The organism is Paenibacillus silvestris (assembly GCF_009882985.1).
GTDB lineage: Bacteria > Bacillota > Bacilli > Paenibacillales > NBRC-103111 > Paenibacillus_E > Paenibacillus_E silvestris.
The window spans coordinates 1,251,768-1,275,199 of record NZ_WTUZ01000022.1 but is presented as its reverse complement, the minus strand read 5'-3'; the positions used below and the strand labels follow the sequence as shown (position 1 = coordinate 1,275,199).

Sequence of the window (23,432 nt, the reverse complement as noted above, 5' to 3'; positions counted from 1 at the left end):
ATCCACGAATCCGTGTATCCTAAATGAAAGAGATTCAGGCCAAATGAAACTCACGGAGGTCTATATGTCCGATTATCCGGTCTATGCTTACAAAGAAATGCTCGACGAAGCGTTTCCTTTCAAAATAGAAGTTCGCAGGCCGCACTCGATGAACCGTATCCTGCATGCCCACGAGCATCTCCAGCTATGCTATATCCTGTCCGGCAGCTGTCTGCATTGGGTCGCTGGCCAGCAATACGTGCTCACGAAGGGAGACTTGATCTCCATTCCTCCTTACCAGGAGCATCGTTTAGAGGCCCGAGAAGCGATGGATTTCTGCATGATTCAGGTCGATTTCATGCCTCATGCCCTCGATGACAGCCTTCGGGACTTGGCGCACCTGCAGACCTTTGTCGATTTCGCTTATATCAGACCTTTGATTGGCGAAGCGGACCTGCTGCCCAAAATGGCACTTCCTCCCTCTACACAAACTGTGGTCGAGAACCTGCTTCAGGTCATCCTCACGGAATGGGAGACGCAAGAGGAGGGGTACCGGCTGGCGATTAAAGCCGAGCTGCTGAAGCTTCTTGTTATTACCACCAGGCAGTATAAGGCTCACGCGCAAAGTCATCAGGACAACCACCGAGTAGCTTTACATCGAAAAGCGTTCTATGAAGCCATTGCTTACATGGAGTCGCATTACCACGAGGAGCTCCAGTTGGAAAGTGTGGCTGCCAAAGCTCTGATGGCGCCGTCCTATTTCAGCCATATGCTGAAGCTGGTAAGAGGCAAAACCTATATCGAGCTCTTAACGGACATTCGCATTCAGGCAGCGATGGCGTTTCTTAAGCAGACGGATTTGAATGTGACGGAAATAGCTACACGGGTGGGCTATAATCACATCAGCCATTTCAATCGAACCTTCAAAAAACATACAGGCATTACACCGGGAGATTACCGGAAGCATCACATATAAACAAAAGACCGCCACGAAGGCCAGTTGACAACGTGAAGTTTGTCAACGGACCCCTGTGGCGGTCTTTTGTGTACTTTGAATTTTAGATGATACCTTACAACGTCTCTGTAGTGAGCGTAAATCCTTCGATCACGGCGTCTTCGTCAACCTCGATTAAGATGCATCGTTTTCCTTGATAATTCACCTGTTTCACGTACTTTAAATCTTGCGGACTGATCGTAATCGTGGCTACCTTCGTATCAATCTTAATTGATTTCGAAGTGAACTTCGGAATGACGCTGCTTGCTTTGATTTCGTAATTTTTGTCATCGACGACATTCTGGAATGCCCGTTCTACTTTTTCCCTCGTCACGTCTTCTACGCCGCTCACCGCCAGCATGCGTTCCACATCTTTATAATCCAGCTTCGGAGGCTCTTCTTCCTCGTTGGATTCGATGACCCGATGAATTTCCTCGTACACTTGAGCGATCGTTGCCGCATCCAGGTGTTCGCCAGCCACTTCCTTCACGATATCCTCAAAAATGGCCCTCTCTTCTAACGCCGTTATGGTCTTCTCGGCATTCAGGACTTTATCGATGAAGGCCACATTCGGTTCATTCGCTCTCCCTGAGCAATATAGAATGCGATTCACGTCAGAATAGTTGTCCGTCACACTAGGGTAGAAAAAACCTTGCTCTGGTGTGTTTAATTTAACGATCGGATCAACGAAGACATTATACTTAAATTCCCTCTCGACGTAATCAAACATGAGCGTTTTCCGCTGTTGCTCTGTGGAATTCACGCTGCACAGAATGAACAAATTCGCGAACATTTCATCCTTTTCGCTCGTTTCGGCTTCATCGTTTCTCGCCTTGGTCGGGCGGGAATATTGTCCGCGAACGAAAGTAATCACCGTATCCTGTTCGTATACGGTATCTACCAACATTTTGTCCACCAGCAAGAGCATTAAATCCTGCCATTCTTGCGCATTGCCGGTTATCAAACCTTGATGGAGAAGCACCTGCGTAGGATCTTCCGCGTCCTCTTGAAATTTCAACTCGAACATCTTCTGATCTAATTCGCCGGTTAGCAGTTTTTTGAAATTGGCCATATATAATTCCTGCTTCTCTCTGTCTAGCAGGGCGAACGGCTGGCGCTCATAATGGTAAATCTCATTGCTTTCCTTCATGATATACACGTTAAAAATCTCGAAAAGTTTAAGCATCTCGTGGTCTAACTTAAATTGCTTGCGAATATGTGCGATCTCTTTTTTCATCATGAACTATCGGTCAACTCCTAAGAAGTGAAACTTACAGTGAACAGCACTCCACATGTCACGTAATTGTACACTCTAAACTTTAACAATGCTATTTTAATATAAATTTAACTAAAAAAAAACGCCAACACTGTTCTAATAGAACGGTGTTAACGCTTAACTCTAATATCCCGTGTATATTCAATCAATATCAAGCAGTTCAAGGATGACGCCCAAATCTTCCGTGCTTTCTACATAAGCATATTTATTGCCATTTTGAATAAGAGGGAACCCGAATTGCTCCAGTTTAGCAGCTGTTTCAAGCATTCTATTCTTCGCCTTAAATGCAATGTGATGAACACCAGGACCTTTGGTTTCAAGGAATTCCTTCCAGGTTGAAGGGTCATCTGTAGGTTCAATGAACTCTAAGACCAGGTTCTCCATGTGAAAAAAAGAAAGCCTTACTCTTCCTTTTGTGGGTTGCCCCAAGTAGCTAACTGTGTCGCTGCCATCTTCATTCGCCATGATGATCGCGGGAGCAGGGACTCCTAATAGCTCGGCAAAACGGAGAGTTGCCTTCTCCACATCACGAACGATCATGGCAATCTGACAGACCAGAGTTGTACCTAGAATGGTATGTTCCATCGTTCTTCTCCTTTACTTTAAGAAGGTTTGATTCGATAGCTAACAAAAGCCAACTGCCTGCTGTCTGGCGACCAGGAATTGACGTTAAGAGTTCCCTGTCCCCCGAACAGCTCGACAATCGTTCGATAACCGCCACCAGAGCTAGACATTACACGAATCTCCACATTTTTATTTGCAGGATGATCGCCAGGATCCACATCGCCCTTGCGATAAGTGATATAGGCTACCCATTCTCCATCTGGGGACACATGGGGAAACCAATTATTGCTCTCATCAAACGTCATTTGGGTCTGCTCACTGCCATCGGCCTTCATTCGCCAAACTTGCATAAGACCTGTTCGTACCGAGTTGAACCAGATATGTCGATTGTCAGGCGAATACTCAGGGCCATCATTCAAACCGGGGGTATGTGTTAATTGTGATTCTATGCCCCCGTTTACAGGAATGGTGTAAATGTCGTATTCACCGTTACGCTCTGCACAATAAGCTAACGTGCTTCCGTCCGGTGACCAACCATGCAAGTAGCTTGGAGCCATCGGCGTTATGAGCGTCGGATCGCCCCCCTGCAAGGGGAACGTATAGATGCGAGAAAGTCCATCCTCGTGAGTATGATGGCTCACCGCAACATGAGAGTTATCCGGTGAAAGCACATGATCGTTATTGCATTGGATAGCGTACCCGGATTCAATGGCTGTACTTTCTCTTGTCGTGAGATGAAATTTATAAAGACGACCTAAGCTATTATAGACAAGATGGTTACCGTCACACGTCCAATTGGGTGCTTCAATTAGAAAATCAAATTCGGCTAAAATGTTCCGCTCGCCACTACTTACATCCACAGTCTCCAAAATACTGATCACGTTTCTTCTTTCCGCTTTTCGTGGTTCCTTTAACGTATTCACCTGCAAATCTCCTTCATTTTCAATTCGAATTCGCCTACTGATTAAATAGGCATCGGTTCCCCTTTATAATTGATAAAAAAGGACGCCTGATCTATTTCCTTTTTCTTTTCGAGAATATCCATAATACCATTAGCACTTTCTGCAGGATCCCCAGGAGCTCTTTCGCCGCCCATATCTGTCTTGATCCAACCTGGGTGAATGGCGTATACACGGATTCCTCTATCTTTCACATACCTTTTCAGCTGTTTAGAGAACATATTGATCGCCGTTTTGGATATCGCATAAGGAAAATCTCCCCCGTAGGCATTCGTGATACTGCCTGCTTCGGATGATATGTTTAAGATGGATTGCGAGTCCCCCTCTCCCATTAGCGGAAGCAAATGTTTGATAACCATCATTGGACCAAACAAGTTAACTTCGAAGGAACGAACGACGTCCTCAATCGGCAATTCTTCCAATGCAGTACCTCTTCCGAGCAAAATCCCCGCGTTGTTAATGATTGCATCAACTTTCTGGTTTTCTGCACGCAACGCTTGTGCTAACTGGGCTATCGACTCTTCCTCGCATACATCAAGCTGAACAGGCTTAATTTGGCCGGGGTAACGGCTGACCAGCTCCAACAATTTCCCCTCTTCCTGCGGCGAACGACTTCCTGCCATGACCACGTGCCCCCGCTGCATAGCAGCGAGTGTCAGTTCAAACCCAAGTCCACGATTTGCACCGGTAATGATAATATTCATAGCTGCTCCTCCCTCTTGTCCAAGTTAAGCCCGCGGCTTGATGTTCAAATTAACCCCCAAATCATCCTCAGCATCCACAATTGTCCAGCTGCTGCCAGGATAATACCCTATAGTTCGCATGGCATACCCCATCTCCTCAAGCTCGCCAATGATGGCATCACGCTTCTCGCCAACCTGAAAACCCAGATGATGCACACCATTGCCATGCTGATCAAGAAATTCCCGGAACGTGCTGTCTTTCTCGTCAGGTTCATGCAGTTCAATAACGAAATTGCCAACTCGGATATTCGCCAGCTTGAGGCCATAGAAGGCCGGTTTCCCACGATACGTCAAATCAGGATTATGTACGGGCGGAAGATAACGAATTTCCGGCACAGGAAAATTCAATAAATTTGCCCACGCCTCCGCAGCCTTCTCGATGTCTTTCACAACAATAGCGATCTGAATAAAGCCGTCAAAACTGATGTTATTTTTCATTTCTACACCTTCCAATTTTCATTTTTTGTACTGCTTCTGCCTCATTCCTTCACACTGCCCATCACTAGCCCGTTTGTAAAATACTTTTGCAAGAAGGGATAGATACATAGAATCGGTATCATCGCCAAAAACATTTGCGCAGCCCCCGTTGTTCGGGCACTAACCATGGACAAATATTTGGATAAGTTGCCGCTTAGATCGGTATTGTTGCGAATAAATTCTTCCGGATTCACGACAACCGTTTGCAGATAGGTTTGTAGTGGATAGTTTTCAATTTTGTTCATATAAATCATGCCATCAAACCAGCTGTTCCAGTGGTCTACGAATGAAAAAAGCGTAACTGTCGCAAGCGTAGGTATTGAAACTGGCAAAACCACGCGGATTAACGTCTGCACATGACTCGCGCCGTCCATATATGCCGCCTCCAGCAATTCCTTCGGCAGACTGCGCATATAATTCATCACAACTAGCATGCTGAACACGGGGAGTGCCCCTGGCAGCACAAGCGCCCATATGGAATTCATGATTCCGGTGCTCTTCACCACCATATAGGTAGGAATTAATCCGGCATTAAAGAGGATTGTCACAACAAAGAACCATGAGAACATACTCCGTGCACTAAAATCTTCTTTTGATTTCGAGAGAGGATAAGCTGTCAAAATGATCAATAGCAAATTGAGCGGAACGCCTATGGCTGTTCGTTGGATAGATACGAATAGCGACATGAAGAACTTCGAGGTATTCGTAATAAATTGATAAGAGATGGTTGTAAATCCCACTGGGAAAAAAGTAACTTCTCCTGCTGCTACGGCTACTTTGTCTGAGAATGATACGGCCAAAAGGTTGATAAACGGCGCTATGCATAAAAGTGCAACAAGCAGCAGGAATACGGAATTGCTCACTAGGAATATTTTTCGTGATAAAGAATCCTTTATTCCCATGGTCGGCTCTCCTTTCCACTAAAAGACTCTATATCCGGTTAATTTGTCCGCCAAGTAATAAGACACAACGATAAAAATCAGCGACACGCATGACTTAAACAGGCCTGCGGCAGTGGAGAGCGCGTATTGTGCCTGTTCAATGCCCAGACGGAACACGAATGTATCCAGAATATCACCAGTAGAGTAGACCACGGGACTGTACATATTATAGATTTGGTCGAAACCGCCGTTGAGAATATTGGCAAGACCTAACACGGTCATCAATACGACCATCGTTGAGATGCCGGGCAGGGTGATGTGCCTTGTCTGCTGCCAGCGGTTAGCGCCGTCAATGACTGCAGCCTCGTATAACGCAGGGTCTATGCCTGTAAGAGCAGCCAGATAAATGACCGATCCAAATCCGAACGTCTTCCAGATATCGCTTATGACCATTGTGGCTGGAAACACATCCGCGTTTCCTAGGAAAAAGATGGGTTCAATGCCAAGCTTGGATAGAACAACATTGACAAATCCCTCGTTTGGTGACAAAAGATTTAATAAAATGCCGGATAGGATGACCCATGATAAAAAATGGGGTAAATAAACCAGTGTCTGGAAAATGCGCTTGGTCAAATGATTCCTCACTTCATTCAGCAGCAGAGCAAACCCCACCGGGACAATGACGCCTGCAATCATTTTGCACAATGCGATAATAACCGTATTCCGAATGACCAACCCGATATTCGGCATGGAAAACAACGTAACGAAATTTTGAAAGCCTACCCATTGTTGGTGTCCGAACATCCCTTTCGCCGGAATAAACTTTTGAAAAGCGATGATGACGCCCGCCATGGAACCGTAACTGAAAATGGCTACCAGAATGACTGCCGGAAGCAGCATGAGATATAAAGGCAGTTCTCTTAACATCTTGTCTTTTCGTTTCAGACTCGCAAACACCGTTTCACCACCCGTCAATGATTAGGAGCAAGATAACTTTTGCCTCAGCCATTTACGAATTTATTTGGCCGGGTACATTTTATCAAGTTCGTCAAGTGACTTTTGGCCGCCTGCCTTCAACCACTGCTGCACATAGCTATCGAAATAATCGACTGGCTTAGTTCCTGTTATGATATCCGTAAAGGTCGTTATGGTTAGGGTATCCAAGGATGAAACGTTCGTTAACCATACGTCTGGCCTTTGAATGCCAAGAATACTCTGGACGATGGCCTTGTCGGGGATGTACTTGTTCAAAACGATCGGCAAAGAGCCTGACTTGGACATCTGCCCCCAGGTCCCGAAGGCATTGTCATCCTTGGCAAGAGTTCCGTTCTCAAAGCCTGCAATATAGTCATATAGAGGCTTTGCGGCTGGAGCTAGACCTTCAGATGACCCTTTATCTATGGCTTTCAGCAAGTCAGCTGCGTATACCTCACCTGGTTGGTCGATATAAATTGGCGATAGTCGGTATTGCTCATTAGCCCAGTATTTTTCGTAGACATCCTTTGTTGAATAATTAACGGTCTCATCGTACAGATTTAGCATCTTAATGACGGCCTCGGGGTTTTTGTAATCTTTCCTCACCATCGTCATCTGGCCAACAGCATTACTCTCGATACCAATTTTGTAATCGTAACCGGATTGTGTGGGTATCGGGTATGGACGTACGATAACACCATCTTTTTTATAAACATTATTGTACGGATACCAGGTGCCCCAGTTGCTGCCGAAAGCCATACCGATCTTACCGCTAGTAATATCTTCTACGAGTGCTGATTCGCTTTTGGAGGTAAAATCCTTATTAATAAGGCCTTGTTTATACATATCTGAGAGTACAGAAAGTGCCGGTTTCATGTTCGGCTGAATCCAAGCAAACGTCATTTTGCCATCCTGGCCACGATAGAACATGCTCTCATCGCGTCCTGGAACGCCAAACGCGGAAACCAAACCAAGTATGCTGGCATGATTTTGTCTGATGAGATCCTTATTGAGGGCAAGTCCGATCGTGTCGCCATTCTTCCCATTCCCATCTGGATCTTCGGTAGCGAATTTTTTGGCAAGCGCAACAAGCTCTTCAATCGTCTTAGGTGGCTGAGAATTCGTTCGCTTGAGCCAGTCTTCACGAATCCAGAGGAAAGGCGCTTCGTGGAAGTTATCGTTCATACGCGGTATTGCGTATAGTTTGCCGTCAATCGTAGCTCCCTGAAAAGAATCAGCAAATCTCTTCTGATATTCCTTGATGGAATCCGTTGCATATTTGTTATAAACCTCGGTGAGATCAGCAAGCTGCCCATTCTGTGCCAACTGCAGAAATACGTTTGGATCCTGGGTTTTGAAGACGTCCGGCAGGTCGCCCGAAGCAATAATAGCATTCAGTTTATTTTTGTATGCGTCCGTGCTGCTGTCGGCCGTGAAAGCAACCTGAAGATCAATGTTGAGCTTATCCTTGAACAAACGGCTCCAGCGGTTATCTTCCCAGGTTTCTTTGTCCAGGAGCTTGGATGCTGCTGCTGTTTGAACAGCCCAAGTCATCGTGATTGGTTTCTGATATTTCCCATCAGTACCTATGTTATCTGAGGGATTGATTGTGCTCTCTGCATCAGACCCTGTGGTAGCGGTTTCACAAGCTGAAATAGTAAAAACCGTAAGTAGGGCCACCAAGGCGTGCGGTAGAACTCTTTTGATTTTCAGCTCTTTCACGTGTAATTCCTCCTGTATTTGGATTGTAATGGTGATACAGCCTAATAAGCCGCGATAAAACCAAAAACCAAATCTGATGAACATGTAGACAACACCTTCGTCCCGACCGTGTAAACGCGTGTTTATTCGCTCGCGAAATCAACCGTTCATTCCGGATGCAACGAATAAACGCGCGTTTATTTTTGATTAAAAAAATTACAGACCTCTCACTCACCATTTTCACGTTCAATTTCGCTATCCATCAATAAACACGTGTCTATGGACTCATCATACACAACCGATAAAAGCGCTGTCAACCTTTAATTTCTATACATTTCCAAATAAAAATAAGCAACTTTCATAATCTACATTGTCTAAACGCGCGTTTATGTTATAATTACCAAACAGCGTACATTTCACTCATTGTCGCCTACAAGGAGGTATTATGGAGAAAAACAACCCTAGCTTTCCCCCCATCTTTGATGGCCAAACGCTCGAGGGATGGCATTCCGTTCCTCGCTTGCCTGTTCCCCGCGCTCCTGGTGAGCGTGGCCCTGATACTACGACAGAGAAATACCAACAAGCCGCGCAGACATGCGGAAAATGGACGGTTGAAGATGGTGCTATTACTGGAAGGCAGGATCCGCCTGGATCCGGTTATGGCGGTTATCTGCTTAGCGATGGGGTTTACGGGGATTTCGAATTAATCTTCGAGGCGCGTCCTGACTGGCCAGCCGATACCGGCATCTTGGTACGTGCCTCAGCCCTTGGTTCTCAAGGCTTCCAAATCCTTCTGGATCACCGCCGCTCGGGAAACATAGGTGGTATTTATGGCAATGGGATCGGTGGCTTCCATGGTATTTCTTTCACCCTTGATGCAACATACGATGAACATGGGTATCCCGTAGGGCTGCGACTCGAAGATCCGTCAACAACCATTGAACCTCTTACCCCCGACAAACCCGCCCTACTTAAATATGCGGCAGGTGGCGAGCAGTTCTTATCCATATGGAAATGGAATGATTGGAATGAATTCCATATTCGTGTTGAAGGACCTTCTCCGCGAATCACCGTCCATATTAACGGCATGAAAATATCTGAAATGGATACAGCAGTTCTAAAGCACCCTTTATACGATGCAACAAAGGTCCGGGAATTACTTGGCTCGAAAGGACATATCGCCTTTGAAATCCATGATAACGATCCTGGGATGGGAGCTGCACGTTGGGCACCAAACGCAGCCTGCAGGTGGCGTAATATACGAATTTCGGAGCTTAGTTGACCGGGAAGTGAAACATTATTTTAAATTCTTCGGCATGATTCTCTTACGACCAAACTACAATCAACCGTGATCTCTTTTGTATCCAACGTCTTCTGTTCAATTTTTGTGATTAAATAAGTAGTCATACGTTTCAACATGTCGCTGAAATCGACACGAATAGTTGTCAAGGCGGGATGATGTTTTTCACTCATGGCATGATCATCAAATCCAATGATGGATAAGTCCTCGGGAACGCGCAGGTTATGCTCTTTAAGCGCCCGAATCGCACCAAATGCTACACTGTCATTCGCTGCTATGATCGCTGTTGGGAGATCAGCTTCCTGACTAATTAGTTTCTGTATGGCCATATAACCACTGTTCTCATGAAAATCGCCATCCAGAACCCAATTGGGATTCACCTGTAAGCCGCACATGCGCATCGCTGTTTGGTAGCCCTCATATTTGGTCTGGCCAGAGAGACGATTCATATCCCCATTGATGACACCTATTCTAGCATGGCCCAGTCCTGCCAAATAAGCTACTGCCTGTTTCATGCCCGAATCATTATTATATTTGGATACGATCCGATTAGGCTCAGGATGATCCGAAAGCGTTTGGTCCACAATGCCAATCACGAAACCTTCATCGATTAATTCTTCAATGAACGGTTCATGACTGGCTGCTCCGATAAAGATGCCACCATCAATTCTACGCTGAAAGAAGATTTCTTTTACATTTTTGATCATCTCGGTATCTTTGGCATCACGAATAATGTGTGTAAGCACATAGTAGCCGTGCTCGGATGCATGTTCGATCACACTAACAATAAGCATATTCGTCAACATATCGCCGGATACATTCCCTTGCTCAATAAGAAACAGACCAATCGTACGCGCTCGCTTCCCTGCAAGGACCTGAGCAGAAACATTGGGGAAATAATTATATTGTTGAATCACTTTCAGTACTTTCTCCCGCGTTTCAGCAGGTACATTCGAATAATTGTTGATGACCCGGCTTACCGTGCTCCTGGAAACCCCAGCAAGCCGAGCAATCTCTGTGCTATTGATATCTGCTTTTTTCATGTTGCTCATCCTCTTTCGTGAACGCGTGTTTACGCACATCATACACATGCCTAGAAATCGTTGTCAATGTTTTTTTAGCACATGATTCGCTTCAACATCGCAGTAAAGCAATTATCTGTTTATAAAGGATGGGATTCCGATGCGTCTTGGTGGTCAAGTATTTCTTAATGAGAAAAATCCGGAGAATTGGGCCCTTGCCCTCAAGGAAGCTGGCTTTCGCGCAACAACTTGCCCAATTAATGGAGAGGAGGATATCCGTGAGCTGGAAGATTATCTGACCCTGGCCAAGCGACATGACATCCTCATCTCCGAAGTCGGCGCCTGGAGCAATCCGATCAGTCGGAATGAGGAAACAAGACGGAAAGCTATCGCCTACTGCATCCAAAGGCTGGAGCTCGCAGAACAGATCGGAGCACAATGCTGCGTCAATATAGCTGGATCCCGAGGGGAGCAATGGGATGGGCCGCACCCCGACAATTTCAGTGATGATACCTTCGAGTTAATTGTGGAAACAACCCGCGAAATTATAGACGCCGTTCAGCCTGAGCGTACCGTTTTCGCTTTAGAGATGATGCCTTGGGTTTTCCCGGATTCCGCAGATTCTTACCTTTCCTTAGTTCAAGCGATTGACCGGAAAGGCTTCGGTGTTCATTTCGATCCTGTGAACATCATCAGCAGTCCACGTATTTATTATCGCAATGGCGACATGATACGAGATTTCTTCAGGAAGCTTGGACCCTATATTCGAAATTGCCATGCCAAGGATATTCTTCTGAGCGGCAAGTTAACCGTTCATCTGGATGAGGTTATACCTGGCCAAGGTCATCTGGATTATCGGACATTCCTAACAGAACTTAACAAGCTTCATCCCGATACGACGCTCATCATCGAGCATCTTTCAAACAACGAAGCCTATCGGCAAGCTCAGCGATACATCTCAAGTTTAGCCTCGGAGCTCAAAATTCCTATGTAAGAGAAATTGATCTTTTTCATTCATTAGGGTAAAATTTGCGATAAAGCGCTTACACTAATGTGAAAAGGATGGGATTCACATGATGGGATTTGACTATTTATTTCAAGTGATTATTGCCGGCATTTGCGGACTATTCATTGGATATGAACGTAAAAACAGAATGAAAGAAGCAGGAATTAGAACTCATTTTGTTGTTGCTATTGGTGCTTCATTGATGATGTTGGTTTCCAAATATGGATTTTATGATGAACTTGGAAAAACGGGCATCGCTCTTGATCCATCAAGAATAGCAGCCCAAGTCGTAAGTGGTGTAGGTTTCTTAGGAGCTGGTATGATCTTTATGCAACGTCATACCGTAAAAGGTCTTACTACAGCAGCAGGAATCTGGACAACGGCAGGCATTGGAATGGCCATCGGATCGGGCTTATATGTTTTGGGGATAGGTGTTACAATTCTAATTCTTATTGCACAGATTTTGTTACACAGACGTTTTTCTTGGTTAACTACCCCTAAATCAGAACATGTCATTATACGAATCATTGACGAAACAGATTCTTTAGAAAACATGCATAAAACATTGAAAGAAAAAGGGATCAGAATCATACATTTTCAAAGCGAGAAATTTAGAGGAACCTCAGAAATTCTTTTGAATCTTACTATCAAGCTGCCTCCGGATTTAGATTTTGAACAACTTCTATCCTTATTTCACAACATCCCCTACGTTAATGCTGTCGAGGTTCAGTAATAGAAGTCCAACGCAACACGGCGATTTTATTGCGCCATGTTGCGTTTTTTTATTCATTCTGCACAGCGTTCTTCCTGTACACTCTTTCATAAAAATATCTTTATTTTTCCAAAGAATATGATACTATCATTATGTCAAGTCAGATTTCATGACATGAACAACAAGAGACAGCGTGGTGATTCTATTAAATAATGACAAATAATGTTTCTAAAACCTGAAAAACCATCCATTCTGTCAAGTTTTTTAACTTAAACATTCTCAATATCGGACACTTTCGTCCTTATTAAGTGGGTGATCAACTACATAACTAACAACAAGTGCAGCGGTTCAAGAGCAACGAATCTATCATATGTTCGTAGGAGGCTATCCACTTGAAGAGAAAATTGTTAATGAAGTCGATCATTGTTATGGCGTTCTCATCGTCCCTAATCGGCACCTTGAGTCCTGCGATTACTTATGCTAATAACGACGTACTCCCCCGGAAAAGCGCTTGGACTGAGGAAACCGCTCCAAAAGAAGAGGTTCTTCAAATCCCTACACAAAATCAGTCATCCGAAAAAACACAAAAACCTTCAGTCACCAATGCAAAAAACGATTATATCAACGATCGTATTATTGTGAAATATAAAAAAGGCTTTAGCTCTCTATCCTCAGCGGCAATTGCTGCTAACCGTATTCAAAATCGAGTGACACTCGGCAGCATTGACGCAGAGCTCATGCAGCTTGCCCCATCTACAGATATTGAGCAGCTTCTCGCAGAATTAAACAAAGATTCGAATGTTCAGTATGCAGAGCCTGACCGCAAGGTTCACCCGGCCAGCCTGCCAAATGATCCGTACTTCCCTCAGCAATGGGGACTTCACAACACCGGCCAGATCGTGCCTTATAACTTCAACAACCCCTATCAAGAAGGGCGCGAGGGTCTGGTGGGGCTTGACATCAAGGCACCTGAAGCTTGGGAAATTACGAAGGGCAGCAGCGATGTTGTCATCGCAGTAATCGATACAGGGATTGCAAACAACCATCTGGAATTGAAAGACAGTCTATGGACCAATTCCAAGGAAATTCCAGGCAATCAGAAAGATGATGATGGTAACGGGTATATCGATGATGTCAACGGATGGAATTTCTATGGAAATAACAATCAGATTTACAGTGAACTTGACGGTGATTTACACGGTACGGTGATAGGCGGAATTATCGCTGCATCGAACAATAACGAGACAGGCATTTCCGGCATCGCACCGAATGTCAAGCTGATGCCGCTCAAATTCATTGGTCCCGAAACGGGGGCAGTATCCGATATCATTAAGGCGATTGCCTATGCGGAAAACAAAGGTGTGAAGATCGCCAATTTAAGTGTCGAAATGGAAGAATATAGCCAGGCGCTGAAGGATGCGATTGATGCCTCTTCTATGTTGTTTGTTACCGCTGCGGGCAACGGTGGTTATAATAATGATGGTTATCCCGCTTATCCTTCTTCCTATGACAGCCCCAATATTGTTTCCGTGACATCCGTCACTAACGAAGGGCAGCTTTCCGCGATCGGGAATTATGGATTCAAGTCTGTTGACGTTGCCGCTCCTGGTGACGCGATCGTAACGACAATTCCGACGTATAATCCCGGGTTTGGCGCTGAGATCCATGATCCTGCTTTGAATGACAAAATCGTATTTAACGGGATTGGCTTTGAGTATTTCCCGAATGGTCAGGAAGATGATGATGAGGACGAGGGCTTCGCTGCATCCAAAGATTCCTTCAACTACCGTCAAGATGTATTCGACAGAGCGATGGAGTATCTAGGTGTTTCCAAGTTCAATGCTGACTCAAAAATCCTTCTGGTTCAGGATGATCTCTCCAATATGTCTCCGATAGCAAGCGTGAATAGGCTGCCGATCTACGAGGAGCTGCTCAAGGATTATGCAGGTACGATCACGCATGTTCAGGCAGCTGTTAACGGTGGAGACGGTCCGAGCGCTGAAGTGATGAAAAATTACGATGCAGTCATCTGGTTTACGGGTATGGCTGACCGATTGTCCGTTTCGAACTTGACGGCAGAAGACCAGAAGCAATTAACAGAATTTCTCACGAAGGATAGCGGTCATATCCTGTTTTCGGGTAACAATGTGCTCAATGGTTTTGACGAGAGAGGCGGCACTAACGGAGAATCTAGTATCGTCGAGAGTGATTTCGTGAAAAACGTTCTTCACTTTCAATGGGTGGAACAACACGACTACAGTTATGCCGAAGGATTGCCAGATACGATTTATGCAAATATGAAATATCCGCTCGAAGAGGATAGGAGCAGTTACAATGTCATTTTGTCCACAGATCCTTCGATTACGAAAATTAATTTGAACCACACGAATTCTGACTTTTATGAAAGTAATTACGAGATTCTGAGCGGCACTTCAATTGCGGCAGCTCACGCTTCAGGCGTTGCAGCACTCGTGCTTAGTCAAGATCCTTCCCTAAGTGCTGCGGCGATTAAGCAGCGAATTATCAATAGCGGTACGCGTCTTAGCTCCTTAACAGGATTCGTGGCTAGTGGCAGAATGATTAACGCCTATAAGGCACTAACAGACGACGATATCCCTGGCACGCCGTTCTTCGGCGAAAGTGTTACTAACCAACTGAATGACAAGAGTGACGCGAATGACGTTTACGCGTTGGAATTGAATGCGGGGGACAATGTCAACATTTCATTGACAGGCGACAACGGCACTGATTTTGATCTTCTCTTATATCCGCCTGATGCCAAGACCATCTATACAAGCGGCAACTGGCTTGCCTATTCAGAAAATCTTGACACATCCACAGAAACTATCACTTACAAGGTAACAACGAGCGGTACTTATTATGTGAATGTATATGCTTATAAGGGCAGCGGCAGCTATACGCTTACGGTCAAAACTGACAACCAGATCGGTGGCTATGAAGAATCAAGCCCTGCATTGGTATTTATTGGCCCGTGGTCAACACTCAACAATCAGGCATTTTCAGGCAGCAGTGCGAAACAAATCAATGAAAAAGGCAAGGTTGAATTTTCATTCCAAGGTAATTATTTCTCTTGGATAGGCTTGAAGAATGAAAATCAAGGGATTGCCAATGTAATCTTTGATGGTGTGAAAGTAGCCTCCCCATCCTTGTACAGCCCTACTGCACTAAACAAGCAAGTGATCTTCGAGAAACTGTTCCCTTATGGGAAGCATACCATCTCCATAGAATGGACAGGCAAACTCGACCCTGAAGCCAAAAAATCAGGAACTGCCTTCCTCAACGTGGATGCCTTTACGGTTGCTAACTACGTAGAGGATGACGATTATTCAGGCAGCTTCAACGTCCCGTGGTTCACGAATATCAGCTCGAAGCATTTGGGTGGAATGGCCAGATACTCAGAGCTTGCAGACAGCACCGCTCAATATCAATTTGAGGGCAAAAAGGTTCAACTCATCGCTTATACCGGTCCGAATCGCGGTAAAGCCAATATCTACATCGACGATAATCTTGTGACACCTGTCCCCGTCGATATGTACAGTGCAACAACGAAATACCGTTCAGTTGTTTTCGAGTCAGCTCTTTTATCACCTGGCGTTCATACGATCAAGATCGTCAATACCGGACAAAAGAATGCGGCATCCAGCGGTACAATCATCTCGTTTGATGCAATTTCCATCATTCAGTAAGAAGCAAGAATCATATTTGATGAAATGGGGAAATAGAACTTGGCTAAATTGCTGATCAAACAATCGGTTGCTCTCTTAATGGCTTCTCTTATGCTTGCTGCTCCCTTCAGCTACCAAGTCGAGGCAGCTGGGACATCATCGCATTCTAACGATCTACAACAACTCCAGTCTAAATTGCACGCCTCGTTGATGGATTCGCTGAAAAACAACAGCTTGCAGAAATCTGCTCATACGGGTGCTGCAATTATAGATCCTGACATCGACACTACTTCATCTAAAAAAGTGAATGTCATCGTTCAGCTGAGCGGACAGCCAGTCACTGTCGCCAAATATGCGGCAGGACTTGCCAAGAAGTCATTCTCTGCTCAGTCCGCTGAGCAAACGCTTAAAGCTGAACAGACATCGTTCTTGAGCGCAGCCATTACAAAAGGCATTGGGATGAAAGTTAATTTTGCGTACAATACCGTCCTTAACGGGCTCGAAGTCACCCTGGATGCGAATCAAATTCCTCAACTGGCCAAAGTTCCAGGTGTGAAGGCCATCAGCCCGAACATCACTTATTATGCAGCTCCGCTTCCGGCAACACCGATTTTGAGCTCTGAAACCAATGATCCGATTAACTACGATATTAATCCACTTCAACAAATCGGGGCTACAGAGGCTTGGAACTTGGGCTATACCGGCAAAGGACTGAAGGTTGGCGTTATCGATACCGGCGTCGATTACCTGCATCCGGATTTGGCAAGTGCCTACAAGGGTGGATATGACTCCTTCTATAAGGATGATGACCCCTACGAGGACTTACCCGATGATAATTATGGGTTTGAAGGCAGCGATCACGGCACCCACGTTTCGGGAACCATTGTTGGACGGGCCGTCAATCAAACTTCAGAATGGGTTCAAAAAGGGGTTGCTTATGAAGCGGATCTTTACTCCTATAAAGTATTAGGGAAAAATATTGTTCCAGATGATAATGGTTGGCCCGTCGTACAAGTCACAGGAAGTTCCGCTCAAGTCATTGACGGGATTGAGCATGCGATTAAGGATGGGATGGACGTTATCAACCTTTCTTTGGGCTCGGATATGGAGAAAAGTCCTGACTCACCGGATTCCATTGCCATTAATAACGCTGTTCTTTCTGGCGTCACAGCGGTCGTTGCCAGTGGAAACTCTGGAAGCAATGGTTACTATTATTACAGTATGGGATCGCCTGCCAGCTCACAGCTGGGCATCACGGTTGCAGCTGCGACGAGTAAGAGTAAGCACATCAGCGGCACCGTTGCGCCTGCCTTTTCTGATGCGCCAGCCCCCCAAGCACGCGTATCAGTAAACAACGCCGTTTATGGGGCTGTTACGGTCAATGAAGCGGTATACGCTCTGGATGTTATGGCTTGGGGTGTCGGTCAAGAAGATCTGGCTCAAGTCCTGGGCACCGATCCGCTGGAAGCCGCTTATGTAGGCCTAGGAGCGGATTCGGATTATTCGAGCGAAGTCAATTACGATGGAAAAGTGGTCATCGCTTCACGTGGTGTGCTCTCTTTTGATGTAAAGGTCAAAAACGCCAAAAACCACCATGCAAAAGCACTCATTATGTTTAATGGTAATGCCAAGAATGGGAAAGGCACGGAAGTGGATCTCTCCGAACATATCGGCGGACGAGATGGCAAGATCGGCGTTGCCGGTTTCCTTGGCGAAAATTATGATTTCCTCCCTACCTTCGATATGGGCGGTTATGAGGGTCGAGCACTCGCAAGAAAGATCATTTCAGCTGAGTACAGCAATAAAGTGCTGAATTTTACATTCGGTGATTCGTTCAAATCGGAGATTGTACCTGGGGATCGCATTGCTGATTTCAGCTCACGTGGACCGAATTCCGACGGCAATTACAGTATTAAACCCGACATCAGTGGGCCAGGCGTGAATATTCGCTCCACATGGCCTGCTTTCGGGAAAATAAATCCGGATGCCAATTACGAAAGAGCCTACAACCGAATTAGTGGTACGAGCATGGCATCGCCACATATTGCGGGACTTGCCTTGTTGGTACTACAGAAACATCCAGACTGGACGCCTCGCGATGTGCGTGCTGCGCTAGCCAACACGGCAGACACTCTTGTGGATGAGAAAGGTACGCAGTATGATGCCTACTCCCAAGGTGCAGGGCGCGCTGATGTGTTTCATGCACTTGCAACGCCAGCACTTGTGGAAGCCATGGATCCAATTACCATTTATGATGAGAAAATGAATCCAAAAGTTCTGCAAAGCGAAGCCAGCAGTCTCAGCTTCGGGGCAATTGAGCCTGGTGCAGATGCTCTCGTCAAACCGCTCCGATTGAAAAACACATCGGAAAACGAGTTGACCTATTCCGCTTCTGTCGTCATGCATAAGCATGTAACTTCGGATCCAAGCGATCCTATCGAAACACCGAGCAGCGATAACGTTGAGGTGAAGCTCGGAGGACTTGTGAATCCACAGTCCAGCACCATTACCGTGGCAGGAAATACGAGTCATTCCTTTACCCTTTCTGCCAAGGCCATTAATGGAGCTGTTCACGGTGTTTACGAAGGCGAAGTCTTATTGCAAAGCACTGGACTGCCGAACCTGCATCTCCCGTTTGTCATTCATGTAGGCAAAGATGTTTCTGATAATGACTTTGAATTGCAGGACATGAAAGTATCCAATGTGAAGGTATCGTATGATGCCCCAATCGAAGTTTCTGCTAACTTGTTAAGCGACGAAATGAACTACATGGAGCTCTACTATACCGGCGTGGATGATGAAACTTCAGGTATGCTGTCTTCATGGTTCGATATCAATCTCCTTGACGCGAGCTTAAAGCCGCTTCCTGCAGGCAAGTTTACATTTGAAAATGTAGACGGCAGTTATGTAGGGCAGGAAGTAGATGAATATGGCAGACTCGTGGTAAAACAGCTTCCCGAGGGGCCATACAAGTTTGTCGTGGTTGCCGTACGCTACGATAAAAGTCTGAAGCCTGAGAAAGTGACCTCTATCTCCCAGACCGTTTATGTGCAAAAAAGCTCAGCAAGTACAGAGCAGCCTCCAACAACGCCAACACCACCACCTTCAGGTGGAGGCGGTGGCGGTGGCTACATAGCACCACCAGCTGCCGGTAATCAGGAGGTCGCATCTTCCGTCGTACAAAGCAATCAAACGATTGCTCCTTTGGCAGGAAGTGTTGCCAAGCAAGGAGATCATAGCGTTGTGACGGTAACAGATTCTGAACTGCAGAAAGCACTGGATTCGGCTAAGCAGTCTTCGACAGCCTTCAGTGTATCCATGTCTTCTTCCAATGGAGCTGACCTATCAGCAAGCTTAAGCCTCACAGCTTCGCAAGTGAACATGCTGAAGGCAGCCTCCAAGCAAAGTGTTATTGTCTTTACTTGGAAGGATGCTTCCGTATCGCTCCCGCTATCCGCTTTAGACGGCTTCGAGGCGACAGTTGGTTTGGTGATCGACATTACGCCGGCTGCTGAGAAAGCATCGCACTTCACGGAAAGCTACGCTGGTGCAGCGATCATTGGCACGCCGTACACCTTTGAAGTATCGTCTGTCGTTGATGGTGTGAAAACACCGGTTACGTTGAAACCCGATCAAGTGGTCTACAGATCGTTTATCGTGGAGCAAGCTGTAGATGCTAGTCGTACAGGCGCTCTCTACACCGAAGGAACAGCTGTTTATCCAGTCCCAGCTCAATTCAAGAAAACAGCTGATGGCAAAACGATTGTAACGATCGGCCGTCCAGGGTTATCTACCTATGCGGTTGCGAGTCACTCAGTTGCATTCACTGATATCCAATCGTCATGGGCGAAAAATCAGATCGAAGCACTTGCCCATAAATTTATTCTCAATGGGACATCGCTAGCGACATTTTCGCCGAAGACTAACGTGACACGTGCTCAGTTCGCCTCAATGCTGGTAAGAGCACTTGGCTTGCAGATGAGCGCAGCACCTGCGCCATTCAGTGACGTCACAAGCAAGGATTGGTTCGCACAGGACGTTGCAGTCGCTTATCAAGCAGGACTGATTTCCGGTTATGACGGCATCTTCAATCCTAATGCGGAAATTAGCAGACAAGATTTGACGGTTATGCTCTCCAGAGCGATCAAACTTTTGAGTATCACCAAACCATCGGTTGGCAGTGTTAAGCCATACACCGACTTAGCTCAATTCAGCAATTACGCCCAAGAAAGTATTCAAACCGTAACAGACACCGGTTTAATGGATGGCATAGAAGAAGCCGGAAGCTTGTTCTTCCGTCCAACACTCTCAACTACACGTGAAGCTGCAGCTAAAGTGCTTTATGAATTGCTTCTAGCAGCAAAACGAATTAATTAACAAAAAAAGCCCCTTCGCTTCGGGATTAGACCGGAATGAAGGGGCTTTTTCTCAACGTATGTAGGATAGACATGATCAGGAACTCGTACATTCCCCACCGTCTACATGCAACACCTGACCGGTAACAAAACTGGAATCATCCGATGCTAAGTAAACCCAAGTTGGCGCTAACTCAAACGGCTGTCCCGCTCTCTTCATTAGGTTGTTTGTCCCCCACAGGGCTATTTCATCACTGGTCATACTTGCCGGGATCATAGGTGTCCAAATTCTTCCCGGTGCGACAGCATTAACCCGGATACCTTGGGAGCTTACACTACTTGCAAGTGCTCTCGTGAAACCTACTATAGCAGATTTACTTGCCGTATAGTCCAGCAATAGCTTTTGACCGATATAAGCAACTATTGATGTTGTATTAATAATCGTACTCCCTGCTTTCAAGTGAGGCAGTGCTGCTCTTGTTGTATAGAAATGAGAATAGACATTTACCGTAAAGATTTCGTGAAATTGTTCATCTGTTATATCAGTCAGCGAATTTTGCTGAAACTGGACGCCTACATGATTCACAAGAGTGTCTAACTTCCCGTAAAAGGCTATTGTTTTTTCCACGATGTCTATGCAGTGCTGCTTACTACGCAAGTCACCTGGAAGAAGAAGACAACGCTGTCCTAATTGTTCTACGCGAGCTTTGGTACGATGCGCATCCTCATGCTCATCCAAATAGGAGATCGCTACGTCAGCACCTTCTTTAGCAAAAATAATGGCTATAGCAGCTCCCATCCCGCTATCACCGCCAGTAATCAATGCCACTTTCCCTTTTAATTTCTCACTACCCTTGTAATGAGGATTTTCAAGGATTGGGGAAGGTACCATGAGCCTTTCTAATCCTGGTTGGCGAAGCTGTTGTTGTTCTGGAAATGAGACCGGAATCTCTTCATATCTCGTTATTTTCGCGTAGCTCGGATATAGAGGGTAGGGATCATTTTTTTTATTCTGCTCAAACCATTTTTGCAGCTCTCGCATTTCATTCTCAACATTATCATGACTCATAGCTGACAGCCCTCCTCAGCCTTCAATTTCACAATAATCTATGCTGCCTTGGTAAAAACAATGCCTCTCGCCATGACTTGAACTTAGATGAATCATTTTGGCCAAAATTAAATAGAATGTATCACACATCTCTAGAACAAGGAGGAGTACCGCAATGAGGTTTATTTTCAGTCCCCAAATCAATGTCTTGCTCATCCATCATTCAAATGAAAAACTTACGATGGAATATTTGAACTACTCGTGGCCAATGCCTGTCATTACAATTAGACCGCCCTACTATACGAATCCCCGTTATGAGCCTGCGTATGCTATCATTTAACTATGATGTGATATTCGAGAATCTATTAGAAAACGGAGCCCGCAAATTCGCGGTGCTCCGTTATTGTTGTTTGCTAATAAAGTCCAATTCTACTATTTCAGCAAAATTGAGGGAGCATATCAGCATGAATCTCTAGCATTCGATCTAGCGCCATATGCGCATTCTTCTTATCCGTGATTGCAGGGTCGAGATCCACAATCTTGTGAGCTATCAACCTATCTCCATTAACTGCTGACTCAGCTGTAAGCTCGAAAACATCAGAAATTACCCTACATAGATCTGCCAAACCCTGAGGGAAATCCGGTAATGAAACTGGTGTCCACAAACCATTAGAAATAAGGATAGGCACTTCAACGATTCGTTCTGTTGGAAGCTGGCGGATTGCTCCTTGGTTGCGAACGTTCAAAATATCCACGCTTTTGACTTCTCCGCGATACAAAGCGAGTGCGATATCGACAGGATGCTCCCAACTGCCATGATGGAACAGATCCGCCCAATCCCTTTGGCTAGTTGCAACAGCTTGAAGCTCCTCCAGCCTGCGCTTGCGTTCTTCTTCTGTTCCGTGATAGGGAGGTGTCGTTGTGTAATGAATATCATCTTGCACGGGCAGATATTCAGCATGATGATCTACGGCCCCTGCAACGATGGCTCCGTAAGTATCCAACCACCGGCGCATGACACGAAGCTCGCGATGCTTGCCTTCACTTTGTGCAGACCAGTCCCCTTGCCTGATATAATCCGTAAGGATGGGAAGCAGATCCTCTCCTGTACGTTTATCTTTCATCGCCAATACCCAAGCGAAATGGTTAAGCCCCCCTGTAAGGATCTCCACTTCATCTGGGGCTTTCCCTATTAAACGAGGAAGAAAGGCATAACCATTTGGCCCCTGGTAGGCAATATTACAGAATCCAGCAGAGCGAATGGATGTATATCTATCGATAGCTGTTACGACTCTAGGCATAGGATTCGTCACATCTAATAGAATTGCCCCAGGACATAATTCTTCTATATCTCTGCAAATTTCCATCAACATCGTGATAGAACGAAAGGCATTTAACAAACCTCCAAGCCCCCCGCATTCTCGCGCTTGATCCGCCATGCCGAATTCATGTAAAATGTCGAAATCCATTTTCCAGCGGCGTGCTCCTTGTGGAGATGCAGATACAATCACGTAGTCAGCCCCAGACAGCGCAGACCTGCGATCGGTAACAGCAGAAATGTCGACAGACACCCCCATTTCCTTGGCAATACGCTGAGCCGCACCAGACATAGCTTCCACAGCTTCAGCATTTAAATCAACCAGCACCAATTCATCATTCGCCAACTTATGCTTCACAATGATATCTTCCAATACCGTAGGCGCAAATACAAAGCTGCCTCCGCCAATCAATACAAATTTCAATGCTAATCCTCC

Annotated in this window: 18 protein-coding genes; 7 read left to right on the top strand and 11 right to left on the bottom strand. The window is 45.6% G+C overall.

Annotated elements, in window-relative coordinates; genetic code table 11:
* The first annotated feature begins 43 nt into the window (after window positions 1-43).
* On the top strand, window positions 44-955 hold the full coding sequence (locus tag GQF01_RS25955) for an AraC family transcriptional regulator (protein ID WP_161409779.1): 912 nt from the start codon (window positions 44-46) through the stop codon (window positions 953-955).
* A 94-nt stretch (window positions 956-1,049) separates the two neighbouring features.
* Here the strand turns inward: GQF01_RS25955 and GQF01_RS25950 are convergent, their stop codons facing one another.
* The 8 genes from GQF01_RS25950 to GQF01_RS25915 all read right to left on the bottom strand — a co-directional run bounded on the left by GQF01_RS25950 (window position 1,050) and on the right by GQF01_RS25915 (window position 8,570).
* Window positions 1,050-2,213, bottom strand: coding sequence for a DUF4317 domain-containing protein (locus GQF01_RS25950; protein WP_161409778.1), 1,164 nt, complete (start codon window positions 2,211-2,213; stop codon window positions 1,050-1,052).
* 177 nt (window positions 2,214-2,390) lie between these two features.
* Complete coding sequence (locus GQF01_RS25945) at window positions 2,391-2,834, bottom strand: VOC family protein (RefSeq protein WP_161409777.1); 444 nt, start codon at window positions 2,832-2,834, stop codon at window positions 2,391-2,393.
* A gap of 17 nt (window positions 2,835-2,851) precedes the next feature.
* A complete protein-coding gene (locus GQF01_RS25940; protein WP_328803529.1) occupies window positions 2,852-3,736 on the bottom strand; it encodes a TolB family protein in 885 nt (294 codons plus the stop codon).
* 41 nt (window positions 3,737-3,777) lie between these two features.
* On the bottom strand, window positions 3,778-4,476 hold the full coding sequence (locus GQF01_RS25935; protein ID WP_161409775.1) for an SDR family oxidoreductase: 699 nt from the start codon (window positions 4,474-4,476) through the stop codon (window positions 3,778-3,780).
* 24 nt (window positions 4,477-4,500) lie between these two features.
* Window positions 4,501-4,953 (bottom strand): VOC family protein, encoded by a 453-nt coding sequence (locus GQF01_RS25930; RefSeq protein WP_161409774.1) that lies wholly within the window; start codon window positions 4,951-4,953, stop codon window positions 4,501-4,503.
* 41 nt (window positions 4,954-4,994) lie between these two features.
* Window positions 4,995-5,894 (bottom strand): carbohydrate ABC transporter permease, encoded by a 900-nt coding sequence (locus tag GQF01_RS25925; protein ID WP_161409773.1) that lies wholly within the window; start codon window positions 5,892-5,894, stop codon window positions 4,995-4,997.
* Window positions 5,895-5,912: 18 nt separating this feature from the next.
* Entirely contained in the window at window positions 5,913-6,800 is an 888-nt protein-coding gene (locus GQF01_RS25920) for an ABC transporter permease (RefSeq protein ID WP_161409956.1), read from the bottom strand.
* 90 nt (window positions 6,801-6,890) lie between these two features.
* The gene (locus GQF01_RS25915) at window positions 6,891-8,570 is read right to left on the bottom strand and encodes an extracellular solute-binding protein (RefSeq protein ID WP_161409772.1); all 1,680 of its coding nucleotides are present in this window, start codon (window positions 8,568-8,570) and stop codon (window positions 6,891-6,893) included.
* 424 nt (window positions 8,571-8,994) lie between these two features.
* Between GQF01_RS25915 and GQF01_RS25910 the strand changes: the two genes are divergently transcribed.
* Complete coding sequence (locus tag GQF01_RS25910) at window positions 8,995-9,831, top strand: 3-keto-disaccharide hydrolase (RefSeq protein WP_161409771.1); 837 nt, start codon at window positions 8,995-8,997, stop codon at window positions 9,829-9,831.
* Between the two features lie 20 nt (window positions 9,832-9,851).
* On the opposite strand, the gene GQF01_RS25905 is transcribed toward GQF01_RS25910, so the two are convergent.
* Window positions 9,852-10,892 (bottom strand): LacI family DNA-binding transcriptional regulator, encoded by a 1,041-nt coding sequence (locus tag GQF01_RS25905; protein WP_161409770.1) that lies wholly within the window; start codon window positions 10,890-10,892, stop codon window positions 9,852-9,854.
* A 139-nt stretch (window positions 10,893-11,031) separates the two neighbouring features.
* Between GQF01_RS25905 and GQF01_RS25900 the strand changes: the two genes are divergently transcribed.
* From GQF01_RS25900 to GQF01_RS36920, 4 genes are all read left to right on the top strand, one after another.
* Window positions 11,032-11,865 carry a sugar phosphate isomerase/epimerase family protein gene (locus tag GQF01_RS25900; RefSeq protein WP_161409769.1) on the top strand — a complete coding sequence of 278 codons (834 nt, stop codon included), beginning with the start codon at window positions 11,032-11,034 and terminating at the stop codon, window positions 11,863-11,865.
* Between the two features lie 79 nt (window positions 11,866-11,944).
* A complete protein-coding gene (locus GQF01_RS25895) occupies window positions 11,945-12,610 on the top strand; it encodes an MgtC/SapB family protein (protein ID WP_161409768.1) in 666 nt (221 codons plus the stop codon).
* A gap of 371 nt (window positions 12,611-12,981) precedes the next feature.
* Window positions 12,982-16,296, top strand: coding sequence for a S8 family serine peptidase (locus tag GQF01_RS25890; protein WP_161409767.1), 3,315 nt, complete (start codon window positions 12,982-12,984; stop codon window positions 16,294-16,296).
* A 39-nt stretch (window positions 16,297-16,335) separates the two neighbouring features.
* The gene (locus GQF01_RS36920; RefSeq protein ID WP_161409766.1) at window positions 16,336-20,652 is read left to right on the top strand and encodes a S8 family serine peptidase; all 4,317 of its coding nucleotides are present in this window, start codon (window positions 16,336-16,338) and stop codon (window positions 20,650-20,652) included.
* A 75-nt stretch (window positions 20,653-20,727) separates the two neighbouring features.
* Here the strand turns inward: GQF01_RS36920 and GQF01_RS25880 are convergent, their stop codons facing one another.
* A complete protein-coding gene (locus tag GQF01_RS25880; RefSeq protein WP_161409765.1) occupies window positions 20,728-21,699 on the bottom strand; it encodes an SDR family oxidoreductase in 972 nt (323 codons plus the stop codon).
* A gap of 154 nt (window positions 21,700-21,853) precedes the next feature.
* Here GQF01_RS25880 and GQF01_RS36020 point away from each other — a divergent pair, with 154 nt between their 5' ends.
* Window positions 21,854-22,018: a hypothetical protein gene (locus GQF01_RS36020; protein ID WP_202556677.1), complete on the top strand. Its 165-nt coding sequence runs from the start codon at window positions 21,854-21,856 to the stop codon at window positions 22,016-22,018.
* Between the two features lie 97 nt (window positions 22,019-22,115).
* On the opposite strand, the gene GQF01_RS25875 is transcribed toward GQF01_RS36020, so the two are convergent.
* Window positions 22,116-23,420, bottom strand: coding sequence for a family 4 glycosyl hydrolase (locus GQF01_RS25875; RefSeq protein WP_161409764.1), 1,305 nt, complete (start codon window positions 23,418-23,420; stop codon window positions 22,116-22,118).
* Window positions 23,421-23,432: the final 12 nt, after the last annotated feature.

Excerpts from the sequence above, each read along its gene's own strand:
- GQF01_RS25895 (WP_161409768.1), top strand. The coding sequence starts at position 11,945 with ATGATGGGATTTGACTATTTATTTCAAGTGATTATTGCCGGCATTTGC.
- GQF01_RS25945 (WP_161409777.1), bottom strand. The coding sequence starts at position 2,834 with ATGGAACATACCATTCTAGGTACAACTCTGGTCTGTCAGATTGCCATG.
- GQF01_RS25910 (WP_161409771.1), top strand. The coding sequence starts at position 8,995 with ATGGAGAAAAACAACCCTAGCTTTCCCCCCATCTTTGATGGCCAAACG.
- GQF01_RS25900 (WP_161409769.1), top strand. The coding sequence starts at position 11,032 with ATGCGTCTTGGTGGTCAAGTATTTCTTAATGAGAAAAATCCGGAGAAT.
- GQF01_RS25920 (WP_161409956.1), bottom strand. The coding sequence starts at position 6,800 with ATGTTAAGAGAACTGCCTTTATATCTCATGCTGCTTCCGGCAGTCATT.
- GQF01_RS25955 (WP_161409779.1), top strand. The coding sequence starts at position 44 with ATGAAACTCACGGAGGTCTATATGTCCGATTATCCGGTCTATGCTTAC.
- GQF01_RS25950 (WP_161409778.1), bottom strand. The coding sequence starts at position 2,213 with ATGATGAAAAAAGAGATCGCACATATTCGCAAGCAATTTAAGTTAGAC.
- GQF01_RS25880 (WP_161409765.1), bottom strand. The coding sequence starts at position 21,699 with ATGAGTCATGATAATGTTGAGAATGAAATGCGAGAGCTGCAAAAATGG.
- GQF01_RS25935 (WP_161409775.1), bottom strand. The coding sequence starts at position 4,476 with ATGAATATTATCATTACCGGTGCAAATCGTGGACTTGGGTTTGAACTG.
- GQF01_RS25905 (WP_161409770.1), bottom strand. The coding sequence starts at position 10,892 with ATGAAAAAAGCAGATATCAATAGCACAGAGATTGCTCGGCTTGCTGGG.
- GQF01_RS25925 (WP_161409773.1), bottom strand. The coding sequence starts at position 5,894 with ATGGGAATAAAGGATTCTTTATCACGAAAAATATTCCTAGTGAGCAAT.
- GQF01_RS25930 (WP_161409774.1), bottom strand. The coding sequence starts at position 4,953 with ATGAAAAATAACATCAGTTTTGACGGCTTTATTCAGATCGCTATTGTT.
- GQF01_RS36020 (WP_202556677.1), top strand. The coding sequence starts at position 21,854 with ATGAGGTTTATTTTCAGTCCCCAAATCAATGTCTTGCTCATCCATCAT.